The sequence below is a fragment of the Kribbella italica genome, from assembly GCF_014205135.1.
Classification (GTDB): domain Bacteria; phylum Actinomycetota; class Actinomycetes; order Propionibacteriales; family Kribbellaceae; genus Kribbella; species Kribbella italica.
This window is the reverse complement of the sequence record NZ_JACHMY010000001.1, coordinates 6,163,291-6,189,942: the sequence shown is the minus strand read 5'-3', so window position 1 is coordinate 6,189,942 and position 26,652 is coordinate 6,163,291. Positions and strand designations below refer to the sequence as shown.

Below are 26,652 nucleotides of genomic sequence, written 5' to 3'. Positions count from 1 at the left end.
CGCGGTGACGGTGCGTTGCCACGGGCCTCCGGGCGGTACGGTTCGCAGGTGAACACCGTCGCGCAGATCTTCGTTGCCCTGGCCGGGGTCCTGCACCTGGTCTTCTTCGCGCTGGAGAGCGTGCTCTTCCGCAAGCCGAGCGTCCAGAAGCGCTTCCTGATCAAGACCGAGGCAGAGGCCGACGCGGCCCGGCCCTGGGCGTTCAACCAGGGGTTCTACAACCTGTTCCTGGCGGCGGGAGCGATCGGCGGCCTGATCGCGGGTGGGGACCGCGGGCACGCGATCGCGCTGTTCTCGTGCGCGTGCATGCTCGGCGCCGGGCTGGTGCTGATCGGCTCGGACCGCCGGATGGCGAGGTCCGCCGCGATCCAGGCCGTGCCGCCGATCCTCGCGCTGCTGCTCGCCGCGGTGCTCTGAGTTCCAGCGGGCCCGAAGTGCAGAGGTTGACTTCAAGCGCACTTGAACGATGAGAGTGCTGGGCATGACCTCGACGATCACGGCGCCCCGCCCGCCCGGAGTTCTCGCCCCGCAGTACCGTGCGCTGACCGTCGGGATGGTCGCGCTGATCACGCTTGTCGCGTTCGAGGCGCTCGCCGTGACGACCGCGATGCCGACCGTCGCGCAGTCCCTCGACGGGCTGTCGCTGTACGCGCTGGCGTTCGGCGGACCGCTCGCCTCGGGCGTGGTCGCGATGGTGATCTCGGGGACCTGGTCCGATCTCAAGGGCCCTACCCGCCCGCTCTGGCACGGCACCGGATGGTTCCTGGCCGGCCTGGTCATCGCCGGGCTCGCGCCGACCATGGAGGTGCTGGTCGTCGGCCGGGCGATCCAGGGCTTCGGCGGTGGGTTGCTGACGGTCGCGCTGTACGTCGTGGTCGGGCGTCTCTACCCGGCCGAGCTCCGGCCGCGGATCTTCGCCGCCTTCTCGACCGCCTGGGTCGTGCCGTCGCTGGTCGGGCCGGCGATCGCCGGGCTGATCGTCCAGCACACGAACTGGCGGATCGTGTTCCTCGCCGTACCGGTCCTGGCCGTTCCCGCGGCACTGATCATGCGGCCCGGGCTCTCCAAGGGGCAGGAAGTCACCGGCTCGGGCAAGCTCTGGACCGAGCGGGCCTGGTACGCCGTTGGGGCCGCGCTCGGCGTCGGGCTGCTGCACTACGGCGGCCAGCAGCGTGGGGCCGTCCAGCTGATCCTGATCGCTGTCGGTCTGGCCGCGGTGGTCGTGTTCGCCCCGAAGCTGCTGCCGAAGGGCACGTTCACGATCCGTGCCGGACTCCCGTCGGTGATCGCGCTGCGCGGTCTGGTCGCGGCAGCCGGCTTCGGTGCCGAGGTTTTCCTGCCGCTGATGCTGACCCGTGAACGCGGGCTGTCGCCGGCGTTCGCGGGGCTGGTGCTGACCGTCAGCGCGCTGAGCTGGAGCGCGGCGTCCTGGTACCGGGGCCGGCCGAACCAGCCGTTCGAGCACCACGTGTTCCTGCAGGCGGGCATGGTCTCGATCTTGCTGGGCATCGCGATCGCGGCCGCCACGCTCGACGACCGGGTGCCGGTCGTGGTCGGCATCCTCGGCTGGGCGCTGACCGGGCTCGGGATGGGGACCGTGTTCCCGACCGTGTCGGTGCTGGTCCTGGAGTACTCGACCGTCGAGCAGCAAGGCGCGAACAGCTCGGCGCTGCAGCTCAGCGACTCGTTGCTGACGGCAACGGTGCTGGCGATCGGCGGGTCGCTCTTCGCGGCGATCGAACCGCACTCGCCGACCACCGCGTTCCTGACCGCCTTCGGCCTGCCGGCCGCGCTGGCACTCGTCGGAGTCTTCGCGGCCCGGCGTACTAGTCCTTTGAGCCGCTGACGGCGATGCTCGCGCCAAGGCCGATCATCATCAAGCCGCCGGTGCCGCCGACCAGCTCCAGGCGGCGAGGGGACCGGGCGAACCAGTCTCGGGCCGATCCCGCGGCCACCGCCCAGACGCTGTCGGAGATCAGGGCAATCAGGATGAAGACCAGACCGAGCAGCAGGATCTGCAGGGTGGCGTGACCGGCGGCGGGGTCGATGAACTGGGGGAGCACGGCAGCGAAGAAGACCGCGGTCTTCGCGTTGGTCACGCCGACGAGGAAGCCCTGACGCAGGACGCGGCGGGTGTTCGCCGGTCGTACTCCGCCGGTCAGGGCGGTGGCGAGGGACTTGCGGGTGCGGAAGGCGTGGATGCCGAGGTAGATCAGGTACGCCGCGCCCGCCAGCTTCACCACGGTCAGCGCGACCGCGCTCGCCGCGATCAGCGTTCCAAGCCCGAGGGCGACGGCGACCAGCAGGAACGCGGCGCCGAGCGTGTTGCCGACCATCGTCAGCATCGCCTCTCGACGGCCGACGGCCAGGGCGCGGCCGACGATGAACAGAACGCTCGGCCCCGGGACGACGATCACGATCAGTGCGGTGACGGCGAAGGCCACCAGATGATGAACGGACGGCATTCCGTCAGGGTAGGCGCGATCGGCTCGGCGTACGAGGTGATCTCACCAGGTGGGGAAGATCACCGGCGCCGCCGTCCGTTGACCTGTCACGAACCCGGCCGCTACCGTTCAAAGGTCAACCTGCGGTGCCATGAGGGAAACCGGTGAGAGACCGGTACGGCCGCGCCACTGTGAGCGAGCAGCTGCTCGTGAGTCAGGACGCTCGGGCACTCGCAGCCTTTCGATGGGGACGCGCATTTCCCCTGGAGGTTCAGATGCCCGCTCCTGCTCGCTCGGTCGCCGTACCGGCCGTCTCGCCGCGTCTGCTCGCGGTCGCCCTGCTCACCGTCGGCCTGCTGCTGGTGCTCGCCTACCTGGTCGCCTTCGACCAGGGCGCGATCTCCCAGTCCGGGATGTACATGCACGAACTCATGCACGACGGCCGGCACCTGCTCGGCGTGCCCTGCCACTGACGTCCTGCAGTTCTCCGTACTCCCGTTCCCGACCCGCTCGGGCTGATCCTCTGACAGGACCGTCATGCGTACATTCGGAAATCTCCTGGTGCGCGGACTGATCGTCGGCCTCTTCGCCGGCCTGCTGGCCGGAACCTTCGCGTACGTGATGGGCGAACCGCACATCGACGCCGCGATCGCGATCGAGGAAGCCGGCGGCGCCGCACACACCCACGGCGAGGAACCCGCCGCCCAGGCTCCCGCCGCCGAGGAAGAAGAACCCCTGGTCAGCCGCAACGGCCAGCGCTTCGGCCTCTTCCTGGCCACCAGCCTGTACGGCGTGGCGCTCGGCGGCATCTTCGCTGTCGGTTTCGCGCTGCTGCGCCGCCGCCTGCGCACCCCCAGCGACTCGTACGCCGCCCTCGGGCTGGCCGCCGCGGGCTTCGTCGGGATCGTGCTCGTGCCGTTCCTCAAGTACCCGCCGAACCCACCGGCCGTCGGTGACCCGGAGACGATCACCAAGCGCACGATCACCTACCTGCTGACGCTCGTGATCGGCCTGCTCGCGGTCTGGGCCGGTGTCGCGGCGTCCCGCTGGGCGCAGCGCTTCGGCGACGCGCCCTGGATCCGGCCGGCCGGTGGCGGTCTCGCCTTCGTGGTGACGATCGTCGCGGCGTACCTGATCCTGCCCTCGATCAACGAGGTGCCCGGGTCGTTCCCGGCGACGCTGCTGTGGCAGTTCCGGTTCGCCTCGCTCGGCACGCAGGCGGTGCTGTGGACCTTGCTGGGCTTCGGCTACGCTGCGTTGATGGATCGTCACTCCAAGGTCACCAAGGAGACCGTCGCCGCGTGACCACAACGCTGACTCTCGTCGCGCATGCGCTGACGCCTGGGCTGCGCGGGCTCGTCCTCGGTGGAGAGCCCGCGCCGGACCAGTCCGGCCTGGAGGCGGCCCACGACGTGCGGGTCGACGCCGGTACGACGTACTGCGGGCCGGAGCCGGCCGCGATCCTGACCGCGGAGGCGATGGGCTTCCAGCCGGTGGTGGTCGGCGCACTGCGCGACCGCGAGTACGGCGACTGGACCGGGCGCGACCTGGAGGAGCTGCTGGCCACGGAGACCGCTGCGGTCTCGGCGTGGCTGGAGCGGCCTCATACAGCGCCGCCCGGCGGGGAGACGGCCAACGACCTGATCGCCCGCGTCGCCGACTGGCTGGGCGACCTGACCGAGGACCCGGGGCACGCTGAGCGCCGTACGGTCGTTGCCGTCGTCCACCCGGCCGTAGTGCGCGCTGCCGTGCTCTACGCGCTGGAGGCCCCAGCCGAGTCGCTCCGGCACATCGACGTCCGCCCGCTGACGACCGTAGGCCTTTCCGCGCACGCCACCTCCTGGTCACTCAACTTGCACTGACAAACCCGTCCCCCGCGGTTTATCGTTCGCCAAAGCATCCCAACGCCCCCGAGGATGACGATGAGCTTCGACGAGCTGCTGGACCGTGTCACCGACCTCCCGTCCCAGAAGGCCGCGCGAGAGGTCAGGGACTACTTCGACGCGCTCCCGGCCGATGCCGCGTGGGCGCTCGCGGAGAGCCGGACCCATGAGGTCGGTGGGCTCGACAGTGTACCGGCCGAGCTGCGGTACCGGGCCAACCACCTTCGCCTGGTCGAGACGCTTCGGGCCAAGCTCGACGGAGCCTCCGCGGACGAGGTGATCCGGTACAACACGCTGTCCGAGATGCTGCGGCCGGTCGGGCAGCGGCTGGATGTCGATGCCGACGGCAACCGCATCGTCGTCCCGGTGCACCGGCAGTTCCTGCTGGTCGAGCCCGAGGGTCAGGGCCGGATGGCCGAGGTGCTCGGCGACCTCGCCACGGCCGACCGGGTGAGCGTGCTGGTGCCCGGGATGAACAACAACCTCGACAAGGTGCGCTCGCAGATGGCGCGCGCCCAGGACCTGCAGACGGAGTCCGGGCCGGGATCGGCGACGGTGGTCTGGCTCGGGTACGACGCTCCGCTGACCCTCGAAGGGGCGATGTCCAAGGAGAGCTCGATCGCGGCGGCGCCCCTGCTGGCGAAGTTCGCCGCCGGGCTCGGCACCGAGGTGAGGCCCGACGCGGACCGGATCCTGATCGGCAACAGCTACGGCGGCCAGGTGGCCGGCCAGGCGATGCTGCGCGAGGGTGTGCGCTTCGACCGGGTGATCCTGACCGGCTGCCCCGGCGTCGAGCCGTCCGTCCGGAGCGCGGCCGACTTCGTCCCGAAGGGTGTGCCGCTGTACGTCGCCCGCGCGCCCGGCGACTTCATCTCGTACGCCGAACCGCACGGGCCGGACCCGGCGTCGTTCACCGACGCGATCCGGTTCGAGACCAACGACGGCAACGTGCCCGTGCGCGGTCACGTGAGCTACTTCGTCCACGACAGCGAGTCGATGCGCAACATCGGCCGGATCATCCGCGGCGATCTCCGGGCGGTGACCCGGACGAGCACGACGCCGGAGGAGGAGAGCCGGGTGCTGGGCGGCCTCTCCTGGGCCGAGCCGCTGCGTCAGGCGGCGGCCAGTCCGGCCGCCGTACCGCTGGCGAGGGTGTTCGACGGCGTACGGGCGCTCGGCAAGCTCAGCACCGCGCGGCCAGAACCTGTGAACGACGGAGCCCGGGCACGGCGTACGCCGGGCCCTGGCATCACCAGACGACCGGAAGGACCTACCCGATGACGCTGACCGAGGCCCGCGACCTCCTGCGCGAGGAGCTGCTCGCGGTAGCGGCGGCCGCCGTACCGGGACAGCAGGGTGTCGTCACGCACGACGTAGGCCCGGTGAACCCGCACGTGCTGGAGGACGGGGACGGGCCGCAGTCGGTGTGCCTGATCACGGTGGAGAACGGCGACCCGGCTGTCGTCGACCCAGTGGGGCAGGTCGAGGCGGCTGTTGCGGCGCTCGCCGGTCGCGGCTGGCAGGCAGAGGTTCAGCCGGTCGAGAGCGGGCACCACCGGGCCTCCGCGACCCGCGACGGCTACGGCATCGTCGTGCACGGCTGGGACGGCGAGTGGAGGGTCACGCTCTCAGGGCAGACCCCGGAGATCGTCAGCTAGTAGCAGCCCGCTCGGCGGCCGAGCGGAGTACGCAGAACTCGTTGCCGGCCGGGTCGAGCATCACCACGAAGCCCAGACCGTTCGGCTCGCGGTGGTCGTGCTCGATCGTCGCGCCCAGGGCGACCAGCCGCTCGACCTCCTGGTCGCGCGGGATGTCCGGCTCGAGGTCGAGGTGCACCCGGTTCTTCGCCCGCTTCGGGTCGTTGTTGCGCTCGAACAGCAGCTTCACCGAGCCGGTGTTCACCGCGGCGTACGGGTCTTCGGGGTGGTCGTCGTCCGGCCGCTCCACGTCGAACACCTGCAGCCAGAACCCGGCCAGCTCCCACGGGTCGGCCGCGTCGAAGGTCACCGTGCGCACGATCGAAGTCATGCCCCGAACGATGCCGTACGACGACACCGCCCCGCCACCGCAATACGGTGGCGGGGCGGTGTCATGGAGTTGCTCAGGCCTGCCGGAGCTCCTGGCGCTGCCGCCCGAGGCCCTGGATCTCGCACTCGACGACGTCGCCGGGCGCCAGGTACGGGAAGCGGCCGGACAGCGCGACGCCCTCCGGCGTACCGGTGTTGACGAGGTCGCCCGGGTCGAGCGTCATGTACTGCGACAGGTCGCGGACCAGTGCGGCGACCGAGAAGATCATGTCGCGGGTGTTGGAGGCCTGCCGCGGCTCGCCGTTGACGAACGACTTCAGGTCCAGCGCCTGCGGGTCGCCGATCTCGTCGGCGGGGACCAGCACCGGGCCGAGCGGGTTGAAGGTCTCGCAGCACTTGCCCTTCGACCACTGGCCGCCGGACACCTCCAGCTGGAAGGCGCGCTCGGAGACGTCGTTGGAGACGGTGTAGCCGGCGATGCAGGCCAGGGCCTCCTCGTCGGAGGTCAGGTAGCGGGCGGTCTTGCCGATCACGACCGCGAGCTCGACCTCCCAGTCGGTCCGGCGGCTGTCCCGCGGCACCAGCACGTCGTCGTACGGGCCGATGACGGTGTTCGGGTGCTTGAAGAAGACGATCGGCTCCTTCGGCGGCTCGGCCCCGGACTCGGCGGCGTGCGCGGCGTAGTTCTGGCCGATGCAGACCACCGCGGCCGGCTTGGCGATCGGGGCACCGACCCGCAGGCCCTCGACGTCGGCGGCCGGCAGCGAGCCGGCCTCCAGCGCGGCGCGGGCGCGGGCGATCCCGTCCGAGGCCAGGAAGGCCCCGTCGATCTCGGCGGTGACGGAGCTCAGGTCGTAGGTGGTGCCGTCGGTGGCGCGCGCGTACGGGCGCTCCTCACCGACCGCGCCGAGGCGCAGCAGTTCCACGAAATCTCCTTAGAGCGGATTCATTCTTGGTCGAACACGGGCCGCAGCCGGGCCCGTGAGGCTTCGATGTGCGAACGCATCGCGGCGGCGGCCTGCTCGGGATCGCCCTTGCGGACCGCGGTGACGACCGCCTTGTGCTCGCGCAGCGCCTGGGTCGCGATCCCGCCGCCGTAGTACAGCCGGAACAGGTGCAGGTGGCAGTGCGTCCGGGCGAAGGACTGCCGGGCCGTCTCGTTGCCGGCCAGCTCCAGCACCAGGTCGTGGAAGCGCTGGTCGTGCCCGGCCATCGCCTTGTACGAGTCGTAGTCCGGCCGTTCCGGGACCTCGGTGTAGCTGAGCATCTCGTCCTTGAGCCGGACCAGGTCCTCGGCCGACGTCCGCTCCGCCGCCCGGCCCGCGGCCCACGGCTCGATGTGCAGCCGGTACTCGAAGAGGTCCTCGAACTCGGCCCGGGTCAGCGTCGAGGAGACCCGGTAACCGCGCAGCGGCTCCTTGATCACCAGCCCGTCGGACTCCAGCCGGGCCAGCGACTCGCGGATCGGGGTCTGGGAGATGCCCAGCTCCCGGGTCAGCGCGTCGATGTTCAGCCGGGTGCCCGGCGCGACCACGCTGTCCATGATCAGGCCCTTGACCGTCTCGTAGACGTCGTCGCTCAGTACCTGTCGCTGCGGCAGGCGCGTGAGCTGCCCCGCCAGACCCACATGCGCATCCGTCACCGTCGCTCCTCCCGAAGCATCCCATTCTGCCTGACCCGGCGGCCGTGCTCAGTCGTTACCCGGGCAAGGGTTGACGCCACCAGTGTGAAGCGGCAGCATCAGCTTCGCAATATCCTATAGGATCTTCGAGGGAGCGCCCCATGCCCAAGCCCGCGTTGTGGTACCGAAGGACAGCCGTCGCCGGCCTGGCCGTGCTCGCCCTGGCCGCCACCGGTTGCAGCACCAAGAGCTCCAACGACAGCACGGGCGGTACGGCGGGCGACGACGCGTCGACCGGCTCCACCGGCGGTCCGGTCACCCTCAAGGACGGCTCCAGCGTGAAGCTGGCACTCATTCCCGGCGGCGCGCACCCCTACTTCCAGCCCTGGAAGGCTACCGCCGAGCTGGACAAGACCGAGTTCAAGCTCGGCGACGTGACCTTCGACGAGACCGGCGAGTGGGACCAGAGCAAGCAGAACAACGTGGTCACCTCGCTGGCCGCACGGGGCTTCAACGCGTTCGGCATCTTCGGCGTGTCGCCGACCGACATCAACACCACCTTCGAGGACCTGAAGTCCAAGGGCTTCGCGGTCGGCTCGCTGGCCTCCTGCCCGGCCGGCGACACCAACTCGGCCGACTTCTGCCTGTCCACCGACGTCGAGGCGGCGGCGTACAAGGCGGCCAAGGCGACCATCGAGGCGATCGGCGGCGAGGGCACGATCGTGCACCTGACCGGCAACAACGTCGACTCCAACACCCAGCGCCGGATCGCCGGCGTGAAGAAGGCGGTCGGTGAGACCGGCGGCAAGGTGACCGAGCTGCCGGTGGTCACCGACATCGACAAGGACCTGCAGACCGCGCAGCGCTCGGTCGCCGACCTGCTCGCGGCCAAGGGCAAGGACATCAAGGGCATCGTCACCACGGCGTACAACCCGGCGGTGGCCGCGGCCGACGGTGTGGCCGGCAGCAAGCTGCCGATCAAGGTGGTCGCGATCGACGACGACGCCAAGATCCTGTCCGGCATCAGGTCCGGCGGCGTGTCGGCGACCGTCGCGCAGAACCCGGTCGGCCAGGCGTACGTCGGTGGCTGGCTGCTCGCGCTGCTCGGCTCGAAGCAGTGCACGATGAAGACGCCCGGCGTGATCGTCGACTCCGGCTCGTTCGTGGTGACCAAGGACAACGTCGACACCTACGACGACGAGCGCAAGGCCAAGACCAAGGAGCTCCAGACCGAGTTCGCGAGCCAGCTGAGCTGCCAGTGACCATCACACGCGCTGAAGCCTTCCTGGTCGATCTCGAGGTCGAGACCGTCCGGACCGACGCGGTCCAGTCGTTCCTGAAGCAGGAGACGATCTTCGTCGAGCTGGAGACCTCCGACGGCGGTGCTGGGCTCGGCTACTCGTACACCATCGGCACCGGCGGTACGGCGGTGCTGGCGATGCTGCGCGACCACCTGCTGCCGCGGCTGGTCGGTGCGGACGCCCGCAACGTCGAAGGGCTCTGGTACGACCTGTTCGCGTCCACCCGGGCGACCACGGTCGGTGCGATCACGTCGCTCGCACTGGCCGCGGTCGACACCGCCCTGTGGGACCTGCGCTGCCGTCGGGCCGGTGAGCCGCTGTGGCGGCTGGCCGGTGGGTTCCGCCGGAACGTCCCGCTGTACGACACCGAGGGCGGCTGGCTGCACCTGTCGACCGACGAGCTCGTGGCTGGCGCACTGGCCTCGCAGAAGGCCGGCTGGCCCGGGGTGAAGCTCAAGGTGGGCAAGCCCCGGGTGCACGAGGACGTGGAGCGGCTGCACGCCGTACGGGATGCTGTGGGGCCGGCGCTGGACATCATGGTCGACGCCAACCAGTCCATGACGTACCCGGAGGCCAAGCGGCGTGCTGCCGCCTTCGAGCCGCTGGACCTGAGCTGGTTCGAGGAGCCGCTGCCCGCTGACGACCTGACCGGTCACGTCCGGCTGGCGGCCTCCACCTCGATCCCGGTGGCTGTGGGGGAGTCCATGTACTCCGTCTCGCAGTTCCGCGAGTACGTCGCCGCCGGCGCGGCCGGCATCGTCCAGGTCGACGTGGCCCGGATCGGTGGCATCACCCCGTGGCTGAAGGTGGCGCACCTCGCCGAGACCTTCAACCTGGAGGTCTGCCCGCACTTCCTGATGGAGCTGCACGTCAGCCTGACCGCCGCCGTACCGAACGGCCGGTACGTCGAGCACATCCCGCAGCTGCGGGCGATCACCCGGAGCGAGATGGAGATCTCCGACGGGCACGCGGTCGCGCCGGACGCACCGGGCCTGGGCATCGACTGGGACCGGGACGCCATCGACGACCGGCGCGTCTCGTGAGCGCTCCGGTCTCGGAGACCGCCACCGCGGCGCTCCAGGAGCCGGATCAGCCGCCGTCGTCGTCCCGGGGTGGTCGGACTCCCTGGTGGGCGAACCAGCGGATCGGTCTGCTGATCCTGGTGGTGCTGCTGGCGGTTCTGTTCGGTCTGCTGCGGCCCGCGTTCTTCAACCAGCAGCTGGTGGTGTTCCCACTGCTGCGGGACATCGCGATGTTCACCGTGGTCGGTCTGGCGCAGCTGTGCGTGCTGTCGATCGGGCACATGAACCTCGCCGTCGGCCGGATGGCCGCGTTCTCGATGATGATCACCGGCATCTCGTACGACCTGTGGCACTTCAGCCTGTACGCCGGGCTGCTGGTCGGCCTGATCGCCGGCGCGGCCATCGGCGCGCTGGCCGGCTGGGTGATCGCGCGGACCGGGGTCAACTCGTTCGTCGTGACGCTGGCGCTGGACTTCCTGCTGCTCGGTCTGATTCCGCTCGTCTACACGGCGCTGACCGACAACGCGGCCTTCGTGACCAAGCCGGACGGCATGCGGGAGATGCGCAACTACTCGCTCGCCGACATCTGCATCGGCAACGTCTGCGGCTCACCGGCGGTCCCGCAGCTCGCGTTGTTCGCGGTGATCGCGATGGGGGTGGTCGGCTGGATCTACAGCCGGACCAAGCTCGGCCGTGAGCTGTTGATGACCGGTACGTCGGTCAAGGCCGCGGAGCTGTCCGGGATCCCGACCGCGCGGCGCGTCATCACCGCGCACGCGATGTCGGGCTGCCTGGCGGCGCTGGCCGGGTTCATGCTCGCGGTCAGCACCGGTTCGATCAAGGCGACGATCGGCGAGGAGTTCATGCTGCCGTCGTTCCTCGGACCGATCCTCGGGGGCACGTTGCTGGCCGGTGGGTTCATCTCGGTCTGGGGCACACTGCTCGGGACGGCGCTGACGTCGGTGATCCGCAAGGGGCTCGACCTGCTCGGCGTCGGGCTGGAGAGCCTGAACATCTACCTCGGGCTGATCCTGCTCGTTGCCTTGAGCACCGACCGGATCCGGACCGTGCTGTCGGAGCGGCAGGAGGTGCGACAACGATGAAGCGGTTCGTGAAGACGACCGAGATGACCTTGCTGGTGATCTGCGTGGTGTTCTTCGTCTTCCTGGTGATCGCCTCTGGTGGTGACCTGGTCGGGGCGAATTCCCTGAAAGTGCTGCTTCAGTTCCTGGCGGTGCCCATTCTCATCGGGTTAGCTCAAATGGTGGTCCTCGCAGTGGGCCAACTGAACCTGGCGGTCGGCGCCGTCGGGGGATTCGCAGCAGCCGCGATGGGAGTGATGATGGCCGACCACGGAGTCCCGGTGCCGTTGGCACTGCTGTTCGGCTTCCTGCTCGCGGCCGCCGCGGGCTTGGCCAACGGGTTGCTCGTCGTGCTGACGCGGATCAACGGGTTCATCGTCACGCTGGCGACGATGACAGTGTTGCTGGGTGTGCAGTACCGGTTGGTGGGCACGCGGACGGTCGACGCGTATCCGGCCGGCTTGAAGAGCTTCGGGTCGCACGCGTTGTTCGGGGTGCTGCCGCTGATCTTCCTGGTGGCGTTGGCGGTCGCGGGTCTGCTGGCGTTGATGCTGCGGCGGACGGTGCCGGGGCGGCAGTTGCTGGCCTCGGGTGGGAACCCGATCGCCGCCCGGCTGTCGGGGATCTCGAACGACCGGTCGGTGATCCTCGCGCACACGTTGTCCGGCGCGATCCTCGGTGTCGCGGCGATCCTGACCGTCGCGTCCTCGCCGGGGGTGAACAAGAGCATCGGCGGCGACTGGCTGCTGCCGTCGTTCGCGGCGCCGATCATCGGTGGTGCCCTGCTGACGGGTGGCTCGGCGGTCGTGCTCGGGACGGTGCTGGCCGCGTTCATCGTGCGCTTCGTGGACACGGCGCGGGCCGAGTTCTCGCTCGAGCCGAGCTGGGTGAACTTCGTCGTCGGCGCGGTGGTGCTCGGGTCGGTGGTGCTCGGACAGGTCCGGACCCGGCGGCAACTTCGTCGTACGGTCGTGAAAGCGCCGGACGCGGCGGTCGCCGGAGGTGTCTCGTGACGTTGTTCGTGGCCGAGAAGGTGGACAAGCTGTTCCCCGGCGTACGGGCTCTTGACGGGGTGACGCTGTCGCTCGAGGCGGGTTCGGTGCACGCGCTGCTCGGGGAGAACGGCGCGGGCAAGTCGACGCTGATCAAGGTGATCACGGGGTTGTACCGGCCGGACGGTGGGCGACTGCTGCTCGACGGTGCGGAGGTGACCTTCGGATCGCCGCACGAGTCCGCCTCGGCCGGCATCGGCGTGGTGCACCAGGAGCGCAACCTGATCCCGGGCTTCACCGTCGGGGAGAACATCCTGCTCCAGAAGCTGCCGACGTCGCGCGGGCTGGTGGATCGTGCGGCGATCCGGTCGGAGGCGTCGCGCTGGCTGGCGGAGCTGGAGCTGGACATCGATCCGGATCAGCCGGTGACCGAGCTGTCGGTGGCGCAGGCGCAGCTGGTCGAGATCGCGAAGGCGCTGTCGGTGGAGAGCCGCGTGCTGCTGCTCGACGAGCCGACGGCGTCGATCACGCCGAACGAGGCCGACCGGCTGTTCCGGGTGGTCGACAAGCTGAAGAACGACGGGCGCTCGGTGCTGTTCGTCAGCCACAAGCTCGAAGAGGTGTTCCAGATCTGCGACACCGTCACCGTGCTGCGGGACGGGGCGTCGGTGCTGGAATCGGGTGCGTTGTCGGAGCTGACGCGTGACCAGGTGGTCGACCTGATGGTTGGCCGAGTGCACGAGGCCTTGAGTCTTCCGCCGCGGAGTGTGGATCGGTCGGTTGCTCCATTGCTGGAGTTGTCGGGGGTCGGGACGGCGACTGGGCATGCGGATGTCGATCTGGCCGTGCGGCCGGGGGAGATCGTGGGGCTGTACGGGCTTGTCGGTGCTGGTCGGAGTGAGCTGGCGAAGGCGTTGCTGGGGCTGGACCGGATCACCGCGGGCACGGTGCGGGTCCGCGGCGTCGAGGTGCGGATCAAGAACGTCCGGGATGCGCTGCGGAATCACAAGATTGGTTACGTCACGGAGAACCGCAAGGAAGAGGGTGTCTTCCTCGAGCAGTCCGTGAGCCGCAACATCGCCGTCACGATCTGGGACCGGCTGCGGAAGCTGCTCGGTTATGTCCCGGCCAAGGCGGAGTCGGCGCTGGTCGCGCAGTACGTCGAACAGCTCGGCATCCGGATCGCCTCCCCGGCGCAACTGGCCGGCACGCTGTCCGGCGGCAACCAGCAGAAGGTCTCCCTGGCGAAGTGGCTCGCCGCGCAGACCGAGATCCTGATCATCGACGAGCCCACGGTCGGGATCGACGTCCGTACCAAGGACGCCTTCCACACCCTGATCTGGGACCTGGCCGCGAACGGCCTGGCCATCCTGCTGATCACCTCCGACCTGCCCGAGATGATCACGCTCGCCGACCGTGTCGTCGTCATGCGCGACCACCGCGTCCAGGGCGAGGTCTCCAACGACCACGACTACGACCGGATGAGCCAGCAGGTCATCCGCCTGATCCACGCCGAGAAGGTGATCGCATGAGCAGGGTCGACGCCCACCATCACGTCTGGGACCTCGGTGTCCGCGAGCAGAGCTGGATGGTCGGGTCCGCGATGGACCCGATCCGGCGCAACTTCCTGGTGGACGACCTGGCGCCGCTCGCCGCCGCGGCCGATGTCACGCAGACAGTCCTTGTGCAGACCGTGGGGCTGGCCGCCGAGACGCCGGAGTTCCTAGCCGTTGCTGAGAGCAACGAATTGGTGGCGGGGGTGGTCGGGTGGGTCGACCTGACCGCCGACGACGTCGAGAACGCCCTGGCCGGCCTGCTGAACCGTCCGGACGGCTCGTGGCTGAAGGGAATCCGGCACCAGGTCCACGACGAGCCGGACGTCGAGTGGCTCAACCGGGCCGACGTACGGCGTGGTCTCGCGACGATCGCGGAGGCCGGACTCGTCTACGACCTGCTCACCAAGACCCCGCATCTACCGGCCGCTGTCGAAACAGTTCGCGCCTTGCCCGAGCTGACTTTCGTGGTGGACCACATCTCGAAGCCAGTCATCGGCGGCGACCTGGAGCCGTGGGCCACCGGCCTGCGAGACCTCGCAGCCGAACCGAACGTCACCTGCAAACTCTCCGGCCTGGTCACCGAGGCGTCGTGGACCGGCTGGAAGGTCGCCGACCTGAAGCCGTACGCCGACGTGGTCCTGGAGGCGTTCGGCCCGGACCGGGTGATGTTCGGCTCCGACTGGCCGGTCTGCCTGCTGGCCGCGACCTACGGCGAGGTTGTGGACGCCGCGGAGCAACTCACGGAGGGCCTGACCACCGCCGAGCGTGCTGACGTCTTCGGCGAGACAGCCCGGCGGACCTACCACCTCTGACCGCCGCCCCAGGCAACACGAGCCTGCGCCTGCTGACCCGGCGACCCGTGACCGACGTCCTGCCCTCAGGGCGAGTTGCTGGCCCGGACCTGCCAGGACGACGTCCGGCTGCGCGACCACACCCGCCGGGCGTTCCACGAGGTCGTCGTCGAGCTGCTGGTGAACTTCGACCGGTACCGCCGTCAGCGGCCAGGCAACACCCTTGGCCTGGTCGAGGATCCGGTGTAGCTCCGGCCCGACCCGTTACGTCCGAAGAAGCGCGATGCGTCCGAAGGAGCCGCCATGCGTCCGAAGGAGCCGCGATGCGTCCGAAGGAGCCGCGATGCGTCCGAAGGAGCCGCGATGCGTCCGAAGGAGCGCGATGCGTCCGAAGGACCCGAGGCTATAGCGCTCGCGTCTTCGGACGCCAACGGCTTCTTCGGACGCTAGCGGCTCCGTGCACGTTGTTCGGACGCTGTGGTTCGGCTGGCTTCCGATGCTCGGCGACCAGTGGCCCGACGCTCGGTCACCCTGTGCCGGCTTCCGGCGCTCGGCAACCCGGTGCCCCGGACCTCGGTGCCTGGTGACCCGGTGCCTGGTGACCCGGCGATCGGAGACCGGTGGCCGACGTCCTGCCTCGGTCGTCAGCGACCATGCAACCCGGTGTAGCTCCCGGCCCGACCTGGTGCGTCCGAAGAAAGGCGATGCGTCCGAAGGACCCGAGGCTATAGCGCTCGCCTCTTCGGACGCTAGCGGCTCCGTGCGCGTTGTTCGGACGTTGCGTTTTCGGCTGGCTTCCGATGCTCGGCGACTGACCGCGTCGCGCGGGCTGGTCGGTGGCCAGTCCGCGCGGCGGAGGTCAGAAGCTGCTCCCGCGCGACGACAAGGGCGTTATCCGGTCCGTGTCACGGGCGCCGTTAGCTGGTCCGTGTGACGGGAGCCGGTGGTCGGTCCGCGCGGCGGAGGGTGGTGGTCAGTCCGTGCGGCGGAGGGGCGGAAGGCGGTCGGTGAGACGGGGAAGTTGATCCGCCGCGGCGGAGGGTTCAGAAGCCGGTGCTTGCGATGGGGGCAAGTACTTGCGGGAGATTGCGTTCTGGTTCGGGTCGGGAAGGCTCAGAAGCCGGGGAAGACCTGGCGGAGCTGGTCCAGGGTGAGCTTGTCGCTGGTCAGGGTGACCGACGGCGGGGTGTACTGCGCGGCGTTCCGGCCGGTGACCAGGCGGACGATGTACTCGGCGGGGGCGTTCAGCTCGCCGTCGGGAGTGGCCGGGGTGTCGGTGAGCTCGATGGTGTCGGCGATGGTGAGGCCGAAGGTGCGGTCGGGGGCGGTGGTGTTCACCGTGAGGGCTGCGGTGCCGTCGAGTTGGTCGGCCTTGCCGACCCAGCCGAGCAGGCGGCCGATGCCGTCGAGGAGGAGTTCGGTGGCTTCGGGGGCGAGGGTCGCGTCGGGGTCGAGGCCGACGCGGACGTCCCAGCTGTGCAGGGTGAACTCGCTCAGCCGCATCGCCGCCGCGGTCTCCACGTCGACGGGCTCGGGCAGGAAGCCGTAGTCGATGCGCAGGTTGGCGAGCTGGTCGTCGTTGAGGCCCTCGTACCGCTGGACCAGCTTCTGGTTGGCGGTGAGGAAGTTCGACGCCTGGTCGGCGGGGCTGAGTGCGTTCCAGCGGTCCCAGGTGGACGTGTTGAAGTCGGCGGCCGGCGTACCGGTGCCGTCGAGTGCGCCTTCGAGGAGGGCGAGGTTGATCTCCGCGCCGCTGCCGAGGTGGCTCAGGACGTCGGCGAGCTTCCACTCGCTCGCGCCGGAAGGACGGACGAGGTCGTCCGGCTGCAGCCCACCGACGAGCTCGGCGAGGGAGTCGTAACCGGTACGAAGGGCGCTGATCGCGCGCTCGGCCTTGCTGGTCATCAGGTGTCTCCCGGTGATGGATGAACGATCAAGTAATCACAGCAACCACGGGCCGCCATTACTTCCCGATCACCGCGGGAGATTTCGTCAGGGGAGACGGACGTAGCCGAGGGTCGCCTTCGTGGCGATCGTCTGGAGCGCAGCGAGATCCTGGGGGCGGCCGGAGGCGGCGAGTTCGAAGCCGGTGCTGGTGGCGTTGTCGATGGTGACGTAGCGCTGCAGGACCAGGCGGGTGCCGCGGGCTGGATCGGTGTAGGAGTACGTCAGCGTCGTGTACTGGAAGGTGACGCCCGCGAAGACCGGGCTGGTCGCTTGGCCGGCGCCGTCGGTTCGGGAGATGAGCTGGAAGCCCGGGGTGGACTTCAGCGCGGCCAGCTGCTGGGCGACGGAGGTGATGCGGGGTTGGGGCTTGGCCAGTACGCCGTTGAGGCGGAGAGTCCACAGCTGGTTCGGGCTGGTGAAGCGGGACTCGAAGGTGGAGAGCTTCGCCATCGACCAGGTGTTCGGGACCGGGACGATCACGCCGAGCTCGGTCTTCGGGTCGCCCCAGACGCGGTTGACGTAGGTCAGACCCTGGGCCGTGAGCGGCGCCGCCCCGACCGGCGTCGCGGTCGGCGGACCGCCCGGCCTCGTGATCGCCGGTCCGCCGGGCGCGGTGCTCGCCGGTCGGCGGGTTGCCGGTCCGCCGGGCGTGGTGGCCGCGGGACCGCCGGGCGTCGGGGGCACCGGTCCGCCGGGGGTGGTGCCGGCCGGTGACGCGGGTGCGGTCGGTGTTGCCGCGGTGCTCGGCGTACCGGGAGCGCTCGCCGCGGGTGCGGAGGTCGCGGGACGGGCCAGGAGGAGGGCCGTGGTGGCACCCGCCGCGAGGACGGCGGCTGCAACGACGGTGATGACGCGCGTGCGAGGCCTCATGGGACACCTTTCCGGTGGGCTGCCGGCGGTTGGATGCTGCCCGGCGCGGAAAAGTTGGCGGTCAGCCCGGCGAGGTTCCCTGCGTCCCGTCGGCGTCGGCGTCGGCGTCCGCGTCCGCGTCCGGGTCGGTGTCCGCGTCCGCGTCCGCGTCCGAGCCGGCGTCGGCGTCGGCGTCGGTGTCCGCGTCCGCGTCGGTGTCCGCGTCGGTGTCCGCGTCGGTGTCCGCGTCTGCGTCGGCCGGCGGGGGCGCGAACTCCGCCCGTACGCCGAGCAACCGGACCGGGCGGCGGAGCTCGAACTTCGCCAGGACGGTCAGCGCCGCGTCGGCCACGACGCCGGGATCCTGGGTCGGCGCGGGGAGCTTGCGCGACTTGATCGGTGTGAAGAACGTGATGAACCGGACCTTCACGTGCACCCGCTGGATCCAGCGGCCTTCGGCGACGACCGAGCGGGTGAGCTCCTCGGCGAGTTCACGGACCTTGTCCTGGATCTCGGCCGGGTCGGACAGGTCCTCGGGGTAGGTGACCTCGTGGCTGCGGGAGACGGGTTCGCGCGGGACGTCGGTGACCTCGGTGTCGCCGAGGCCGCGGCCGAGGGCGCCGTACCAGGTGCCCATCTTGGGGCCGAAGCGTTCCCGCAAACCGTCGAGGTCCGCGGCGGCCAGGTCGGCGACGGTCTGCAGCCCGAGGTCGTTCAGGTTCTGCGACATCCGGGCGCCGATGCCCCACAGGTCGCGGACCGGGCGGTGGTGCATCACGTCGGCCCAGTTCTCCTGGGTGAGCCGGAAGGTCCCGCCGTCACCGGCGCGCTGGTCGGGCCCGGGCTTCGCGAACCCGGTAGCGAGCTTCGCGCGCACCTTGTTGTCACCAATCCCGATCGAGCAGGTCAGCCCGGTCCGCTCCAGGACGGCGGCGCGCATCTCGACCGCCAGGGCCTCGGGATCGGAGGTCGTCGCGCCGACGAAGCACTCGTCCCAGCCCCACACCTCGACGGTCACCGGGAACGACCGCAGTACGTCCATCACCTCGGTCGACGCCGCGTCGTACGCCGTCGGGTCCGAGGGCAGGAACACCGCGTCCGGGCACTTCTTGTACGCCGCCCTCAAGGGCATCCCCGAGCCGACGCCGAACGCGCGCGCCTCGTACGACGCCGTCGCCACCACCTGCCGGGCCTGCTGCGGATCGCCCGACCCACCGACCACCACCGGCAACCCCCGCAGCTCGGGCCGCCGCCGAATCTCCACCGCCGCAATGAACTGGTCCATGTCCACATGCAGCAACCACCAGTTCGCGGTCATGCCTCAGGGGTATCACAAGCGACCGAACAGGTCGTGGAGTTTCGGGCGGACACCACAGCAGAGCAAGGAACTCGGCCCTGAGTCGGGCGCGGGCTGCTTGGACCGGCGAAAGATTGGACCGGGGAAGACTTGAAAACGTGGGCGGGGGAGGCGGCCTGACCTACAGCTGCTTGCGCATCATCTGGCTGACGGTCTCGAAGCCCAGGGACTCGTACAGGTTGATCGCGGTCGCGTTGTTGCCGAAGACGTTCAGGTCCAGCTGGCTGTACCCCCGGAGCCGGCACTCCTCTTCGGCCGCGACCATGATCGAGCGGCCGTAGCCCTTGCCGCGCTGGGCCTCGGCCACCTCGACGCCGTAGATGTATGGGACCGGCGTCAGCACGCTGATCCACAGGCTGCCGACCAGCGGGCCGTCGCCGGCGAACGCCGTCCAGAGCAGGTGCTTGTCGGTCCGGAGGCCGTCCGGGAGCAGCTTGTCGACCTCGGCGCGGGCGAACGCGATCGCGGCCTCGCCGTCGAGGCCACGCAGCGGGCCGATGCCGGCGGCGAAGGACTGCGCGTTGCGGTCCTGCCAGCCGGCGTACTCGGCATCGGTCATCGCGCGCAGCGTGACCGGGGGCGGGGTGCTCATTTCGCCGACGATAGCCCTCGGGCGGCCAGATGGCGATCGTGTTGCGGTCGGCGCTCTGTTGGTTCACAGCGTCCTCCGTCACGCACAGTGCTCATAGGGTGTCTGCCGAGGTAGTTGCCTTTGGCCACAGGAGGAGCAAACGTGCGCGTCTCACCCGTACGCACCATGGCGGCCGGAGGTCTGGCCGCCGCCGTTGCCGTCGGCCTCGGGCAGGTACCGCCGCGGGACGCGGCCGCCGACACCGCGACGACGACAGCGGGCCCGGTCGCCGGCCTGCACGCCGACGAGCTGGTGAACCCGCTCGAGGACAAGCGGCGCGAGCTGCGCGAGGCGGCGCTGAACGGTGTGCTCAACGGTTCGGCCAAGGCCGAGCAGCGTGGCACGAGCAAGGTGGTCAAGGTCGGCCAGGAGGTCGCCGGACCGGCGGCCCGGGACGGCCTCGGCAGGATCAAGTTCGCCGAGCAGCGCAGGGCCCAGTACGTCGAGCTGGCGCGTGAGAAGACCGACAAGATCTTCGTCATCCTGGCCGAGTTCGGCACCAAGCGGCACCCGGACTTCCCCGACCGCGACACCGACCCGGACACCGCCGGGCCGACGACGTACGAAGGCCCGGTGCACAACGCGATCCCGGCACCGGACCGAAAGACCGACAACTCGACGGTCTGGCAGGCCGACTACTCCGCGCAGCACTACCGCGACCTGTACTTCGGCGACGGCGAGTCGGTCAAGACGTACTACGAGAAGCAGTCGTCCGGCCGGTACAGCGTCGAGGGAACCGTCTCGGACTGGGTGAAGGTGCCCTACAACGAGGCGCGCTACGGCCGGTCGAACGGTACGCCGTGCGCCGACACGATCTGCAGCAACACCTGGGCGCTGATCACCGACGCGGTCTCCCAGTGGGTGACGCTGCAGCAGAAGGCCGGCAAGTCCGCCGCGGACATCCGTAGCACGCTGCAGTCCTACGACCAGTGGGACCGCTACGATTTCGATGCCGACGGCAACTTCAACGAGCCGGACGGCTACCTGGACCACTTCCAGATCGTGCACGCCGGTGGCGACCAGGCCGACGGCGACCCGCACCAGGGCGAGGACGCGATCTGGTCGCACCGCTGGTACGCCGACCAGAACACCAGCAGCGGCCCGGCCGCCAACAAGCTCGGCGGTGTCCAGGTCGGCGGGACCGGCCTGTGGATCGGCGACTACACGATCCAGCCGGAGAACGGTGGCCTGAGCGTCTTCGCGCACGAGTACGGGCACGACCTCGGCCTGCCGGACCACTACGACACGTCCGGGAAGCCGAGCCAGAACCCGGTGAACTGGTGGAGCGTGATGTCGCAGTCGCGGTCCGGCGCCAAGGGCGACGTCGGGATCGGGCTCAAGCCGCAGGACCTCGGCACCTGGGACAAGCTGCAACTCGGCTGGCTCGACACCGTGACGGTCAAGGCCGGTCAGACCAAGACGGTGGAGCTCGGCCCGCACGAGTACAACTCGAACCGTCCGCAGGGTCTGGTTGTCTCGCTGCCGAAGAAGAAGCTGACCAAGCAGCTGGTCGCCCCGGCGGCCGGTGCGAAGTCGTGGTGGAGCGGGACCGGCGACGAGCTCGACAACACGCTGACCCGCAAGGTGACGCTGCCGGCCGGCAAAGCGTCGCTGGCGTTCCAGGCGAACTGGCGGATCGAGGACTGTGGCGCCGAGGCCTGCGACTACGCGTACGTCGAGGTGAACGACGGGTCGGGCTTCAAGGCGATCCCGGGCAGCATCACGAAGGCCGGCGAGGCGAACGGGATCGACGGCAACTCCGGTGGCTGGAAGCCGGCGACGTTCGACCTGTCGGCGTACGCCGGGAAGACGGTCGACCTGCGGTTCCGGTACGCGACGGACTCGGCCACGCACGAGCTCGGCTTCTTCGCCGACGAGATCAAGCTGACCGCGAACGGGCAGGCCCTCGTCACCGACGGTGCCGAAAGCGGGACCGGCGGCTGGACGGCGAAGGGTTTCCAGGCGGCCGGTCAGACGGTCACCACCGAGCACGACCACTACTACCTGGCGTCGAACTACACGTACAACTCGTTCAACCGCTACCTGCAGACCGGCCCGTACAACTTCGTCGGCAACCCGCGGCCGAACTGGGTCGAGCACTTCCCGTACCAGGACGGCCTGCTGATCTCGTACTGGGACACCTCGCAGTCCGACAACGAGACCGCGGTGCACCCGGGCCAGGGCCAGTGGCTGCCGATCGACGCGAACCCGGAGCTGCGGCCGAACCCGGCCGGCGGGTTCTGGAAGAGCACGCTGCAGAGCTACGACTCGACGTTCGGGCTGCAGCGGTCGGACTCGTTCGACCTGACCGTGAGCGGCAAGAAGAACCACTTCGCCGGGGCGGACGCCGTACCGACGTTCGACGACCGCAACGAGTTCTGGTCGTCGAAGGTGCCGTCGTACGGCGTGAAGGTGCCGCACGTCGGGGTGACGATCAAGGTGATCGGTCAGCGCAGCACCAACGTGCGGGTGGTGGTCGGGCGGTAACCACGCTGGGTGAGCGTTTGCTGTCGGGTACCGATCAGAGGTGAGTGTCTACCGTCTGCTCCTCAGGACGCCCTCATGAGGCGTAAACCGCCCGCCGGGGCGGTCACCAAGGCGCCCGACGGGCTGCCGTCGGCGATGATCGAGAACTGGGCGTGGCACGACCACGCCGCGTGCCGGGACGTGAACCCGGAGCTGTTCTTCTCCGCCGAGTCCGAACGCGGGCTGCGCAAGCACGCCCGTGAACTGCTCGCGAAGTCGCTCTGCGGCACCTGCCCGGTCAGGCTGCAGTGCCGCGAGCACGCGCTCATGGTCGGCGAGATGTACGGCGTGTGGGGCGGCACGACCGAGGAGGAGCGCGAACCCGCGCTCCACGGCCGGCACCGCTAGGTCGCTACGCCCAGGTCAGTCGAACAGCTCGTCGAAGAACGACTTCTTCTTCTTGCGCTGCGGGTACTGCTGGCCGTACTTGTTGCGGTCGTCGTAGCGGCGGTCGCTGTCGTGGCGACGGTCGTCGTACCGCTTCTCCTCGTACCGCTTCTCTTCGTAGCGCGGCTCGGGCGCGCGGGTCTGCTGCGGCCCGTTGTAGGCCACCTCGGCGTCCACCAGCTTCTCCAGCTCGCCCCGGTCGAGAAAGATGCCGCGGCACTCGGTGCACTGGTCGACGGTGACGTTGCTGCGCTCGTACGTCCGCATTGCGCCCCGGCACTTGGGACAGATCAGGCTCTCCATCGCACCACCCTAAGTGACGAAAAGGCCGCCCTGACGCGGATTCAGCGAACTCTCAGGAACCCACACAGTGACGGCTGGAAACTCTTAGGAACCGCCGTGGTGAGAGGATGCAAACCGGTCGGTCGACGAGGAGTGTGGGAATGGCTGAGCAGGCCGCGGGGCTGCTGGGGCGGCGACGTGCTCGCGGGTTGTGGGTGCGTGGGGCGCGGCAGCTGGGGTTTGCCAAGGCCGACGAGAAGGCGGTGACGACGGACAAGCCGGCGGCACTGGAGAACTTCACCAAGGCGGTCGAGCTGGACCCCGGGATGACGGACGCCTGGCTCGGGTTCCACGCGGCCGGTGGGGACGCGGACACCGCGCTCGACAAGCTGGTCGCGGGCGTGAAGCGGTTCGGGGAAGAGCGGGACGCCGACAAGCGGCGGCTCAGTTCGTCGTTCCGGGCGGGCTGGTGGTTCACCCACTCGCTCGAGACGACTGATCACGTCTGGCACGCGGAGGCGCTGCGGCGGCTCGGTGCGGGGAACGCCGCGGGCGCGGCCGAGGCCACCGCCCAGGTGATCGAGGACCTGCGCCGCAACTTCCTCGAGGCCGCGGTCGCGATGAACCGGTCGGAGTTCGAGACCGCGATCGGCATCCTGCGCCGGATCCCCACCGACGGGCACCTCGGCATCGAGGCGCAGCTGCGCCTCGGCATGCTGCTGGCGACCGTCGAGCAGTGGAGCGAGGCCGAGACCATCCTGCGCCAGGCCGCCGGTCAGCAGCTCAACTCGTTCGTCGCCGTGGACGCGGAGTACTACCTCGGCTTCGTCTACCGCGGCACCAACCGCGAGCAGAACGCGATCCGCCAGTTCGAGTGGGTCTACGAGCGCGACAACTCCCACCGCCAGGTCGCCGAGGCGCTGGCCGACTCCAACGTCCGGCTGAGCACCCGTCGTACCGAAACCCGCAGTACGACGGCGCCGGCCGCGCCGGTGATCCGCCGCGGCTCGCCGTCCGCGCCCGCGCTGCACCGGCAGCCGGACTGGGGCGCGGTGCAGGGCATCCTCAACGAGCTCGACCGCAACGTCGGCATGCAGGACGTCAAGCAGCAGGTCTCGGCCGTCGCCGCGCAGGTCCGGGCCGGCCTGATGCGCGCCGAACGCGGGCTGCCCACCGCCAAGCTCGGCGGCCATTTGATCTTCGCCGGACCACCCGGCACCGGTAAGACCACTGTCGCTCGCGTCGTGGCCCGCCTGTACTGCGCGCTCGGGTTGCTCGCCGCGGACACGGTGATCGAGACCGACCGCTCCGGCCTGGTCGCGGAGTGGATCGGTCAGACCGCCGTGAAGACCAACGAGGTGGTCGACTCCGCGCTGGACGGCGTGCTGTTCATCGACGAGGCGTACGCGCTGAAGAAGAAGGGCACCAGCACCAACGACTTCGGCACGGAGGCGATCGACACGCTGCTGAAGCGGATGGAGGACGACCGCGACCGCCTGGTGGTGATCGTCGCCGGGTACTCCGAGCCGATGGCCGAGTTCCTCGAGGCGAACCCGGGGCTGCGCAGCCGCTTCTCGACCCGGATCGACTTCCCGCGCTACACCGCCGACCAGCTCCGCGAGATCGCGCTGCGACTGGTCGAGAGCCGCGGCGACCACATCACCCCGGACGCCGCAGCCAGTCTGACCGCCGCCCTGGACCAGGTCTGCGCCAACGGCCGGATCGACGAGCTCGGCAACGCCCGCTTCATCCGGACCGTGCTGGAGACCGCGGGCAAGCACCGGGACCTGCGGCTGTTCCACTCGCCTGGGTTCCCGACGGACCTGGAGCTGGTGACGCTGGACGGCTCGGATTTGAAGTCCGCGATCCAGGAGATCCTCAGCTTTTGAGCCGGGCGCGGCGAAGCCGCAGCCCCGTGGGGCTGCGGCTTCCGTCGGACCAAGGCTCTTACTCTCGGGGGCGAGGCGGGCGAAGCCCGCGAGCCCGTCTACTTGAAGCGCGTGAGGAAGTTCTTCAGGACCGGGCCGGCTGCCTTGCCGCCCGAGACGCCGCCTTCGACGATCACCGCGAAGGCCACGTCGCCGCGGAAGCCGACCATCCAGCCGTTGGTGATGACCTTGCCGTTGGCAACGACCTCGGCGGTGCCGGTCTTGCCCGAGGCGACGCCGGTGCTGGCCAGCGCGGACGCTGTGCCGTTGGTGACGGTGCTCCGCATCATCGCGCGCAGCGCGTTGGCCGTGGCCGGGGGCAACGGTGCCGCCGCCGGGCCGGCCGGGTCCTTGCCGGTCACCAGCACCGGCTTCATCGCCGTGCCGTGCTTGACCGTGGCGCCGATCAGTGCGACGCCCAGCGGGCTCGCCGTCACGGTGCCCTGGCCGATCATCGACGCGGCCTCGGCGACGTCGTCCTTCGGCGCCGGCACCTCACCGCCGTACGCCGGAACGGAGGTCTTCAGCTCCTGGCCGAGGCCGAACATCGCCGCCGCCTTGGTCATCCCGTCCTTGGCCAGCCGCCCGTGCTGGGAGATGAACGCGGTGTTGCAGGACTGGTTGAACGCCTTCTCCATCGTGCCGTTGCCGTACGGCGCGAGGCCGTCGTAGTTCTTGAACGACTTGCCGAACACGTTGATCGTGTTCGTGCACGGCAGCGGGGACGCCTGGGTCAGCCCGGCGCCCATCAGCGCCGCCGACGTGACGATCTTGAACGTCGAGCCCGGCGCGTAGTGGCCCTGGAAGGCGCGGTTGTAGTTGGTCGCGGTCGGGCCGTTCGCGGCGGCCAGGATCTGACCGGTCGACGCCTGGACGGCGACCAGCGACGCGGGCAGCTTGCTCGTGGCCAGCGCGGCCTCGGCGGCGCGCTGCAGGTTGGTGTCCAGCGTGGTGCGGACCGGCGTACCGGCCTTGCCCTCCTGCTTGAACACCTCCTTGATCACCATCTTGGTCTTGCCGTCGCGCAGGTTGACCTCGCCGCCGGGCGTGCCGGCCAGTTGCTGCTGCATCGAGTACTGCAGGCCGGTGGTGCCGACCTGGTCCTGGCTCGAGGCCGTCGGGCCCGCGTTCTTCAGGGTCTCCGCGGTCGCGGTCTTCATCGTGCCGATCACCGAGCGCGCGAACGTCGAGCTCTCCGGCAGCGACTGCGTGCCGCCCATGGTCAGGACGCCGGGCAGGTTGCCCATCTTCGGGCGGAGCTTGTCCCACTCCTCGGCGCGGATCGTGATCGCGTCGACGAACTGGCCCGCCGGGGCGGCCTTCGCGCGGTTCCACAGCTTGGTGCCGTCGACGTCGAGGTTCTTGGTGAACGCCGCGTACGTCGCCGCGGTCGCCTTGTTCCCGGAGGCGACGCCGACGATGACGACCGGGCGGTTCGTGGTCAGCGGCTTACCGGTCCGGTCCAGGATCGACGCCCGGGCCGGCACCGAACGGACCCGCTTGAGGTAGTTGGCCTCGCCGAGCCCGGGGTAGATGGTGTCGCCGGAGGCCTTGATCTTCCAGGCGTCGCCGGTCTTCACCACGGCCGCCGTACTGGTCCACTTCATCGTGCCGATGCCGCGCAGTACCGCCTCGACGGCCAGGTCCTGCGTGCAGTTGCTGTCGTCGGCGCAGTCCGGCTCACCTTGCGGCGTGACGGTCGCCGACTGCGCGACCAGCGCGGTGTCGACGTCGTCCAGCCGCGGGCCGAACGTCGCCGGGTTGTCGGTCAGCGCGGCGGCCTCGGTCGGCTTGCCGTCCGGCGCCCAGGCCTTCACCCAGCCGACCGCGAAAGCCTTGACCACCTCGGCGGAGGCCTGCTTCTCGTCGTTCGGGTCGGCCTTCCCGCCGTCACCGGACTTGCTGTCGGAACAACCAGCAGTGACCAGCAGGGCACTCAGACAAACGATGGCAGCAGTTCGCTTCACGATCTCCACTCTCGCACGGCGACGGGTTGACACTTCCGTTCAGTCTTCGGCGTGTGCCC

The 26,652-nt window shown here is 69.7% G+C and carries 27 protein-coding genes and 1 riboswitch; of the genes, 17 read left to right on the top strand and 10 right to left on the bottom strand.

Going from position 1 to position 26,652, the window contains the following annotated elements; genetic code table 11:
- Positions 1–48 precede the first annotated feature (48 nt).
- Together HDA39_RS28795 and HDA39_RS28790 are read left to right on the top strand one after the other, a co-directional pair.
- Positions 49–417, top strand: a complete 369-nt coding sequence (locus HDA39_RS28795; protein WP_184800436.1) for a DUF1304 family protein — start codon at positions 49–51, stop codon at positions 415–417.
- Between the two features lie 64 nt (positions 418–481).
- Positions 482–1,846: an MFS transporter gene (locus HDA39_RS28790; protein ID WP_184800434.1), complete on the top strand. Its 1,365-nt coding sequence runs from the start codon at positions 482–484 to the stop codon at positions 1,844–1,846.
- Here the strand turns inward: HDA39_RS28790 and HDA39_RS28785 are convergent.
- Positions 1,827–2,465 carry a LysE family translocator gene (locus HDA39_RS28785; protein ID WP_184800432.1) on the bottom strand — a complete coding sequence of 213 codons (639 nt, stop codon included), beginning with the start codon at positions 2,463–2,465 and terminating at the stop codon, positions 1,827–1,829. The two genes, HDA39_RS28790 and HDA39_RS28785, sit on opposite strands and share 20 nt — an antisense overlap.
- Positions 2,466–2,553: 88 nt before the next feature.
- A riboswitch (cobalamin riboswitch) is annotated at positions 2,554–2,690 on the top strand.
- Between the two features lie 29 nt (positions 2,691–2,719).
- Between HDA39_RS28785 and HDA39_RS28780 the strand changes: the two genes are divergently transcribed.
- The 5 genes from HDA39_RS28780 (at position 2,720) to HDA39_RS28760 (ending at position 5,985) form a co-directional block, all read left to right on the top strand.
- Positions 2,720–2,917 carry a CbtB domain-containing protein gene (locus HDA39_RS28780; protein ID WP_184800430.1) on the top strand — a complete coding sequence of 66 codons (198 nt, stop codon included), beginning with the start codon at positions 2,720–2,722 and terminating at the stop codon, positions 2,915–2,917.
- A 64-nt stretch (positions 2,918–2,981) separates the two neighbouring features.
- Complete coding sequence (locus HDA39_RS28775; RefSeq protein WP_184800428.1) at positions 2,982–3,749, top strand: CbtA family protein; 768 nt, start codon at positions 2,982–2,984, stop codon at positions 3,747–3,749.
- Positions 3,746–4,306, top strand: coding sequence for a histidine phosphatase family protein (locus HDA39_RS28770; RefSeq protein ID WP_184800426.1), 561 nt, complete (start codon positions 3,746–3,748; stop codon positions 4,304–4,306). The genes HDA39_RS28775 and HDA39_RS28770 overlap by 4 nt, the downstream gene beginning before the upstream one ends.
- Before the next feature lie 60 nt (positions 4,307–4,366).
- Entirely contained in the window at positions 4,367–5,608 is a 1,242-nt protein-coding gene (locus tag HDA39_RS28765) for an alpha/beta hydrolase (RefSeq protein WP_184800424.1), read from the top strand.
- Positions 5,605–5,985, top strand: a complete 381-nt coding sequence (locus HDA39_RS28760; RefSeq protein ID WP_238356170.1) for a hypothetical protein — start codon at positions 5,605–5,607, stop codon at positions 5,983–5,985. The genes HDA39_RS28765 and HDA39_RS28760 overlap by 4 nt, the downstream gene beginning before the upstream one ends.
- Here HDA39_RS28760 and HDA39_RS28755 read toward each other — a convergent pair.
- The 3 genes from HDA39_RS28755 to HDA39_RS28745 form a co-directional block, all read right to left on the bottom strand.
- Positions 5,978–6,355 (bottom strand): VOC family protein, encoded by a 378-nt coding sequence (locus tag HDA39_RS28755; protein WP_184800422.1) that lies wholly within the window; start codon positions 6,353–6,355, stop codon positions 5,978–5,980. The two genes, HDA39_RS28760 and HDA39_RS28755, sit on opposite strands and share 8 nt — an antisense overlap.
- Positions 6,356–6,428: 73 nt before the next feature.
- Positions 6,429–7,280, bottom strand: a complete 852-nt coding sequence (locus HDA39_RS28750) for a fumarylacetoacetate hydrolase family protein (protein ID WP_184800420.1) — start codon at positions 7,278–7,280, stop codon at positions 6,429–6,431.
- Positions 7,281–7,300: 20 nt separating this feature from the next.
- A complete protein-coding gene (locus HDA39_RS28745; RefSeq protein WP_184800418.1) occupies positions 7,301–7,996 on the bottom strand; it encodes an FCD domain-containing protein in 696 nt (231 codons plus the stop codon).
- A gap of 140 nt (positions 7,997–8,136) precedes the next feature.
- On the opposite strand from HDA39_RS28745, the gene HDA39_RS28740 reads away from it, so the two are divergent.
- The 7 genes from HDA39_RS28740 (at position 8,137) to HDA39_RS28710 (ending at position 14,968) form a co-directional block, all read left to right on the top strand.
- On the top strand, positions 8,137–9,237 hold the full coding sequence (locus HDA39_RS28740) for a sugar ABC transporter substrate-binding protein (RefSeq protein ID WP_184800416.1): 1,101 nt from the start codon (positions 8,137–8,139) through the stop codon (positions 9,235–9,237).
- Entirely contained in the window at positions 9,234–10,319 is a 1,086-nt protein-coding gene (locus tag HDA39_RS28735) for a mandelate racemase/muconate lactonizing enzyme family protein (protein ID WP_337925936.1), read from the top strand. The genes HDA39_RS28740 and HDA39_RS28735 overlap by 4 nt, the downstream gene beginning before the upstream one ends.
- Complete coding sequence (locus tag HDA39_RS28730; protein ID WP_184800414.1) at positions 10,316–11,401, top strand: ABC transporter permease; 1,086 nt, start codon at positions 10,316–10,318, stop codon at positions 11,399–11,401. The genes HDA39_RS28735 and HDA39_RS28730 overlap by 4 nt, the downstream gene beginning before the upstream one ends.
- Positions 11,398–12,393 (top strand): ABC transporter permease, encoded by a 996-nt coding sequence (locus tag HDA39_RS28725; RefSeq protein ID WP_184800412.1) that lies wholly within the window; start codon positions 11,398–11,400, stop codon positions 12,391–12,393. Before HDA39_RS28730 ends, HDA39_RS28725 begins: the two co-directional genes overlap by 4 nt.
- Positions 12,390–13,904, top strand: a complete 1,515-nt coding sequence (locus tag HDA39_RS28720; RefSeq protein ID WP_184800410.1) for an ATP-binding cassette domain-containing protein — start codon at positions 12,390–12,392, stop codon at positions 13,902–13,904. The genes HDA39_RS28725 and HDA39_RS28720 overlap by 4 nt, the downstream gene beginning before the upstream one ends.
- The gene (locus HDA39_RS28715) at positions 13,901–14,740 is read left to right on the top strand and encodes an amidohydrolase family protein (RefSeq protein ID WP_184800408.1); all 840 of its coding nucleotides are present in this window, start codon (positions 13,901–13,903) and stop codon (positions 14,738–14,740) included. The genes HDA39_RS28720 and HDA39_RS28715 overlap by 4 nt, the downstream gene beginning before the upstream one ends.
- Before the next feature lie 75 nt (positions 14,741–14,815).
- A complete protein-coding gene (locus HDA39_RS28710; RefSeq protein WP_184800406.1) occupies positions 14,816–14,968 on the top strand; it encodes a hypothetical protein in 153 nt (50 codons plus the stop codon).
- An 864-nt stretch (positions 14,969–15,832) separates the two neighbouring features.
- On the opposite strand, the gene HDA39_RS28705 is transcribed toward HDA39_RS28710, so the two are convergent.
- The 4 genes from HDA39_RS28705 to HDA39_RS28690 form a co-directional block, all read right to left on the bottom strand.
- Positions 15,833–16,624 (bottom strand): maleylpyruvate isomerase family mycothiol-dependent enzyme, encoded by a 792-nt coding sequence (locus HDA39_RS28705; protein ID WP_184800404.1) that lies wholly within the window; start codon positions 16,622–16,624, stop codon positions 15,833–15,835.
- 87 nt (positions 16,625–16,711) lie between these two features.
- Positions 16,712–17,536, bottom strand: a complete 825-nt coding sequence (locus HDA39_RS28700) for a hypothetical protein (RefSeq protein ID WP_184800402.1) — start codon at positions 17,534–17,536, stop codon at positions 16,712–16,714.
- Between the two features lie 61 nt (positions 17,537–17,597).
- On the bottom strand, positions 17,598–18,833 hold the full coding sequence (locus HDA39_RS28695; RefSeq protein WP_238356169.1) for a DNA polymerase IV: 1,236 nt from the start codon (positions 18,831–18,833) through the stop codon (positions 17,598–17,600).
- 160 nt (positions 18,834–18,993) lie between these two features.
- Positions 18,994–19,464 carry a GNAT family N-acetyltransferase gene (locus HDA39_RS28690; RefSeq protein ID WP_184800400.1) on the bottom strand — a complete coding sequence of 157 codons (471 nt, stop codon included), beginning with the start codon at positions 19,462–19,464 and terminating at the stop codon, positions 18,994–18,996.
- A gap of 141 nt (positions 19,465–19,605) precedes the next feature.
- Between HDA39_RS28690 and HDA39_RS28685 the strand changes: the two genes are divergently transcribed.
- A complete protein-coding gene (locus HDA39_RS28685) occupies positions 19,606–21,990 on the top strand; it encodes an immune inhibitor A domain-containing protein (RefSeq protein ID WP_184800398.1) in 2,385 nt (794 codons plus the stop codon).
- Positions 21,991–22,065: 75 nt separating this feature from the next.
- On the top strand, positions 22,066–22,377 hold the full coding sequence (locus HDA39_RS28680; RefSeq protein ID WP_184800389.1) for a WhiB family transcriptional regulator: 312 nt from the start codon (positions 22,066–22,068) through the stop codon (positions 22,375–22,377).
- Positions 22,378–22,392: 15 nt separating this feature from the next.
- Here the strand turns inward: HDA39_RS28680 and HDA39_RS28675 are convergent, their stop codons facing one another.
- Positions 22,393–22,719: a TFIIB-type zinc ribbon-containing protein gene (locus tag HDA39_RS28675; protein WP_184800387.1), complete on the bottom strand. Its 327-nt coding sequence runs from the start codon at positions 22,717–22,719 to the stop codon at positions 22,393–22,395.
- A 140-nt stretch (positions 22,720–22,859) separates the two neighbouring features.
- Here HDA39_RS28675 and HDA39_RS28670 point away from each other — a divergent pair, with 140 nt between their 5' ends.
- Positions 22,860–24,587 (top strand): AAA family ATPase, encoded by a 1,728-nt coding sequence (locus tag HDA39_RS28670; RefSeq protein ID WP_184800385.1) that lies wholly within the window; start codon positions 22,860–22,862, stop codon positions 24,585–24,587.
- 98 nt (positions 24,588–24,685) lie between these two features.
- On the opposite strand, the gene HDA39_RS28665 is transcribed toward HDA39_RS28670, so the two are convergent.
- A complete protein-coding gene (locus HDA39_RS28665; RefSeq protein ID WP_184800383.1) occupies positions 24,686–26,593 on the bottom strand; it encodes a penicillin-binding transpeptidase domain-containing protein in 1,908 nt (635 codons plus the stop codon).
- Between the last annotated feature and the right edge of the window lie 59 nt (positions 26,594–26,652).

Bases quoted from the DNA above. Each gene is read 5' to 3' on its own strand.
- HDA39_RS28785 (WP_184800432.1), bottom strand. From the start codon at position 2,465: ATGCCGTCCGTTCATCATCTGGTGGCCTTCGCCGTCACCGCACTGATC.
- HDA39_RS28680 (WP_184800389.1), top strand. From the start codon at position 22,066: ATGAGGCGTAAACCGCCCGCCGGGGCGGTCACCAAGGCGCCCGACGGG.
- HDA39_RS28670 (WP_184800385.1), top strand. From the start codon at position 22,860: ATGGCTGAGCAGGCCGCGGGGCTGCTGGGGCGGCGACGTGCTCGCGGG.
- HDA39_RS28715 (WP_184800408.1), top strand. From the start codon at position 13,901: ATGAGCAGGGTCGACGCCCACCATCACGTCTGGGACCTCGGTGTCCGC.
- HDA39_RS28705 (WP_184800404.1), bottom strand. From the start codon at position 16,624: ATGACCAGCAAGGCCGAGCGCGCGATCAGCGCCCTTCGTACCGGTTAC.
- HDA39_RS28675 (WP_184800387.1), bottom strand. From the start codon at position 22,719: ATGGAGAGCCTGATCTGTCCCAAGTGCCGGGGCGCAATGCGGACGTAC.
- HDA39_RS28790 (WP_184800434.1), top strand. From the start codon at position 482: ATGACCTCGACGATCACGGCGCCCCGCCCGCCCGGAGTTCTCGCCCCG.
- HDA39_RS28740 (WP_184800416.1), top strand. From the start codon at position 8,137: ATGCCCAAGCCCGCGTTGTGGTACCGAAGGACAGCCGTCGCCGGCCTG.
- HDA39_RS28725 (WP_184800412.1), top strand. From the start codon at position 11,398: ATGAAGCGGTTCGTGAAGACGACCGAGATGACCTTGCTGGTGATCTGC.
- HDA39_RS28760 (WP_238356170.1), top strand. From the start codon at position 5,605: ATGACGCTGACCGAGGCCCGCGACCTCCTGCGCGAGGAGCTGCTCGCG.
- HDA39_RS28690 (WP_184800400.1), bottom strand. From the start codon at position 19,464: ATGAGCACCCCGCCCCCGGTCACGCTGCGCGCGATGACCGATGCCGAG.
- HDA39_RS28755 (WP_184800422.1), bottom strand. From the start codon at position 6,355: ATGACTTCGATCGTGCGCACGGTGACCTTCGACGCGGCCGACCCGTGG.
- HDA39_RS28775 (WP_184800428.1), top strand. From the start codon at position 2,982: ATGCGTACATTCGGAAATCTCCTGGTGCGCGGACTGATCGTCGGCCTC.
- HDA39_RS28780 (WP_184800430.1), top strand. From the start codon at position 2,720: ATGCCCGCTCCTGCTCGCTCGGTCGCCGTACCGGCCGTCTCGCCGCGT.
- HDA39_RS28765 (WP_184800424.1), top strand. From the start codon at position 4,367: ATGAGCTTCGACGAGCTGCTGGACCGTGTCACCGACCTCCCGTCCCAG.
- HDA39_RS28700 (WP_184800402.1), bottom strand. From the start codon at position 17,536: ATGAGGCCTCGCACGCGCGTCATCACCGTCGTTGCAGCCGCCGTCCTC.
- HDA39_RS28695 (WP_238356169.1), bottom strand. From the start codon at position 18,833: ATGACCGCGAACTGGTGGTTGCTGCATGTGGACATGGACCAGTTCATT.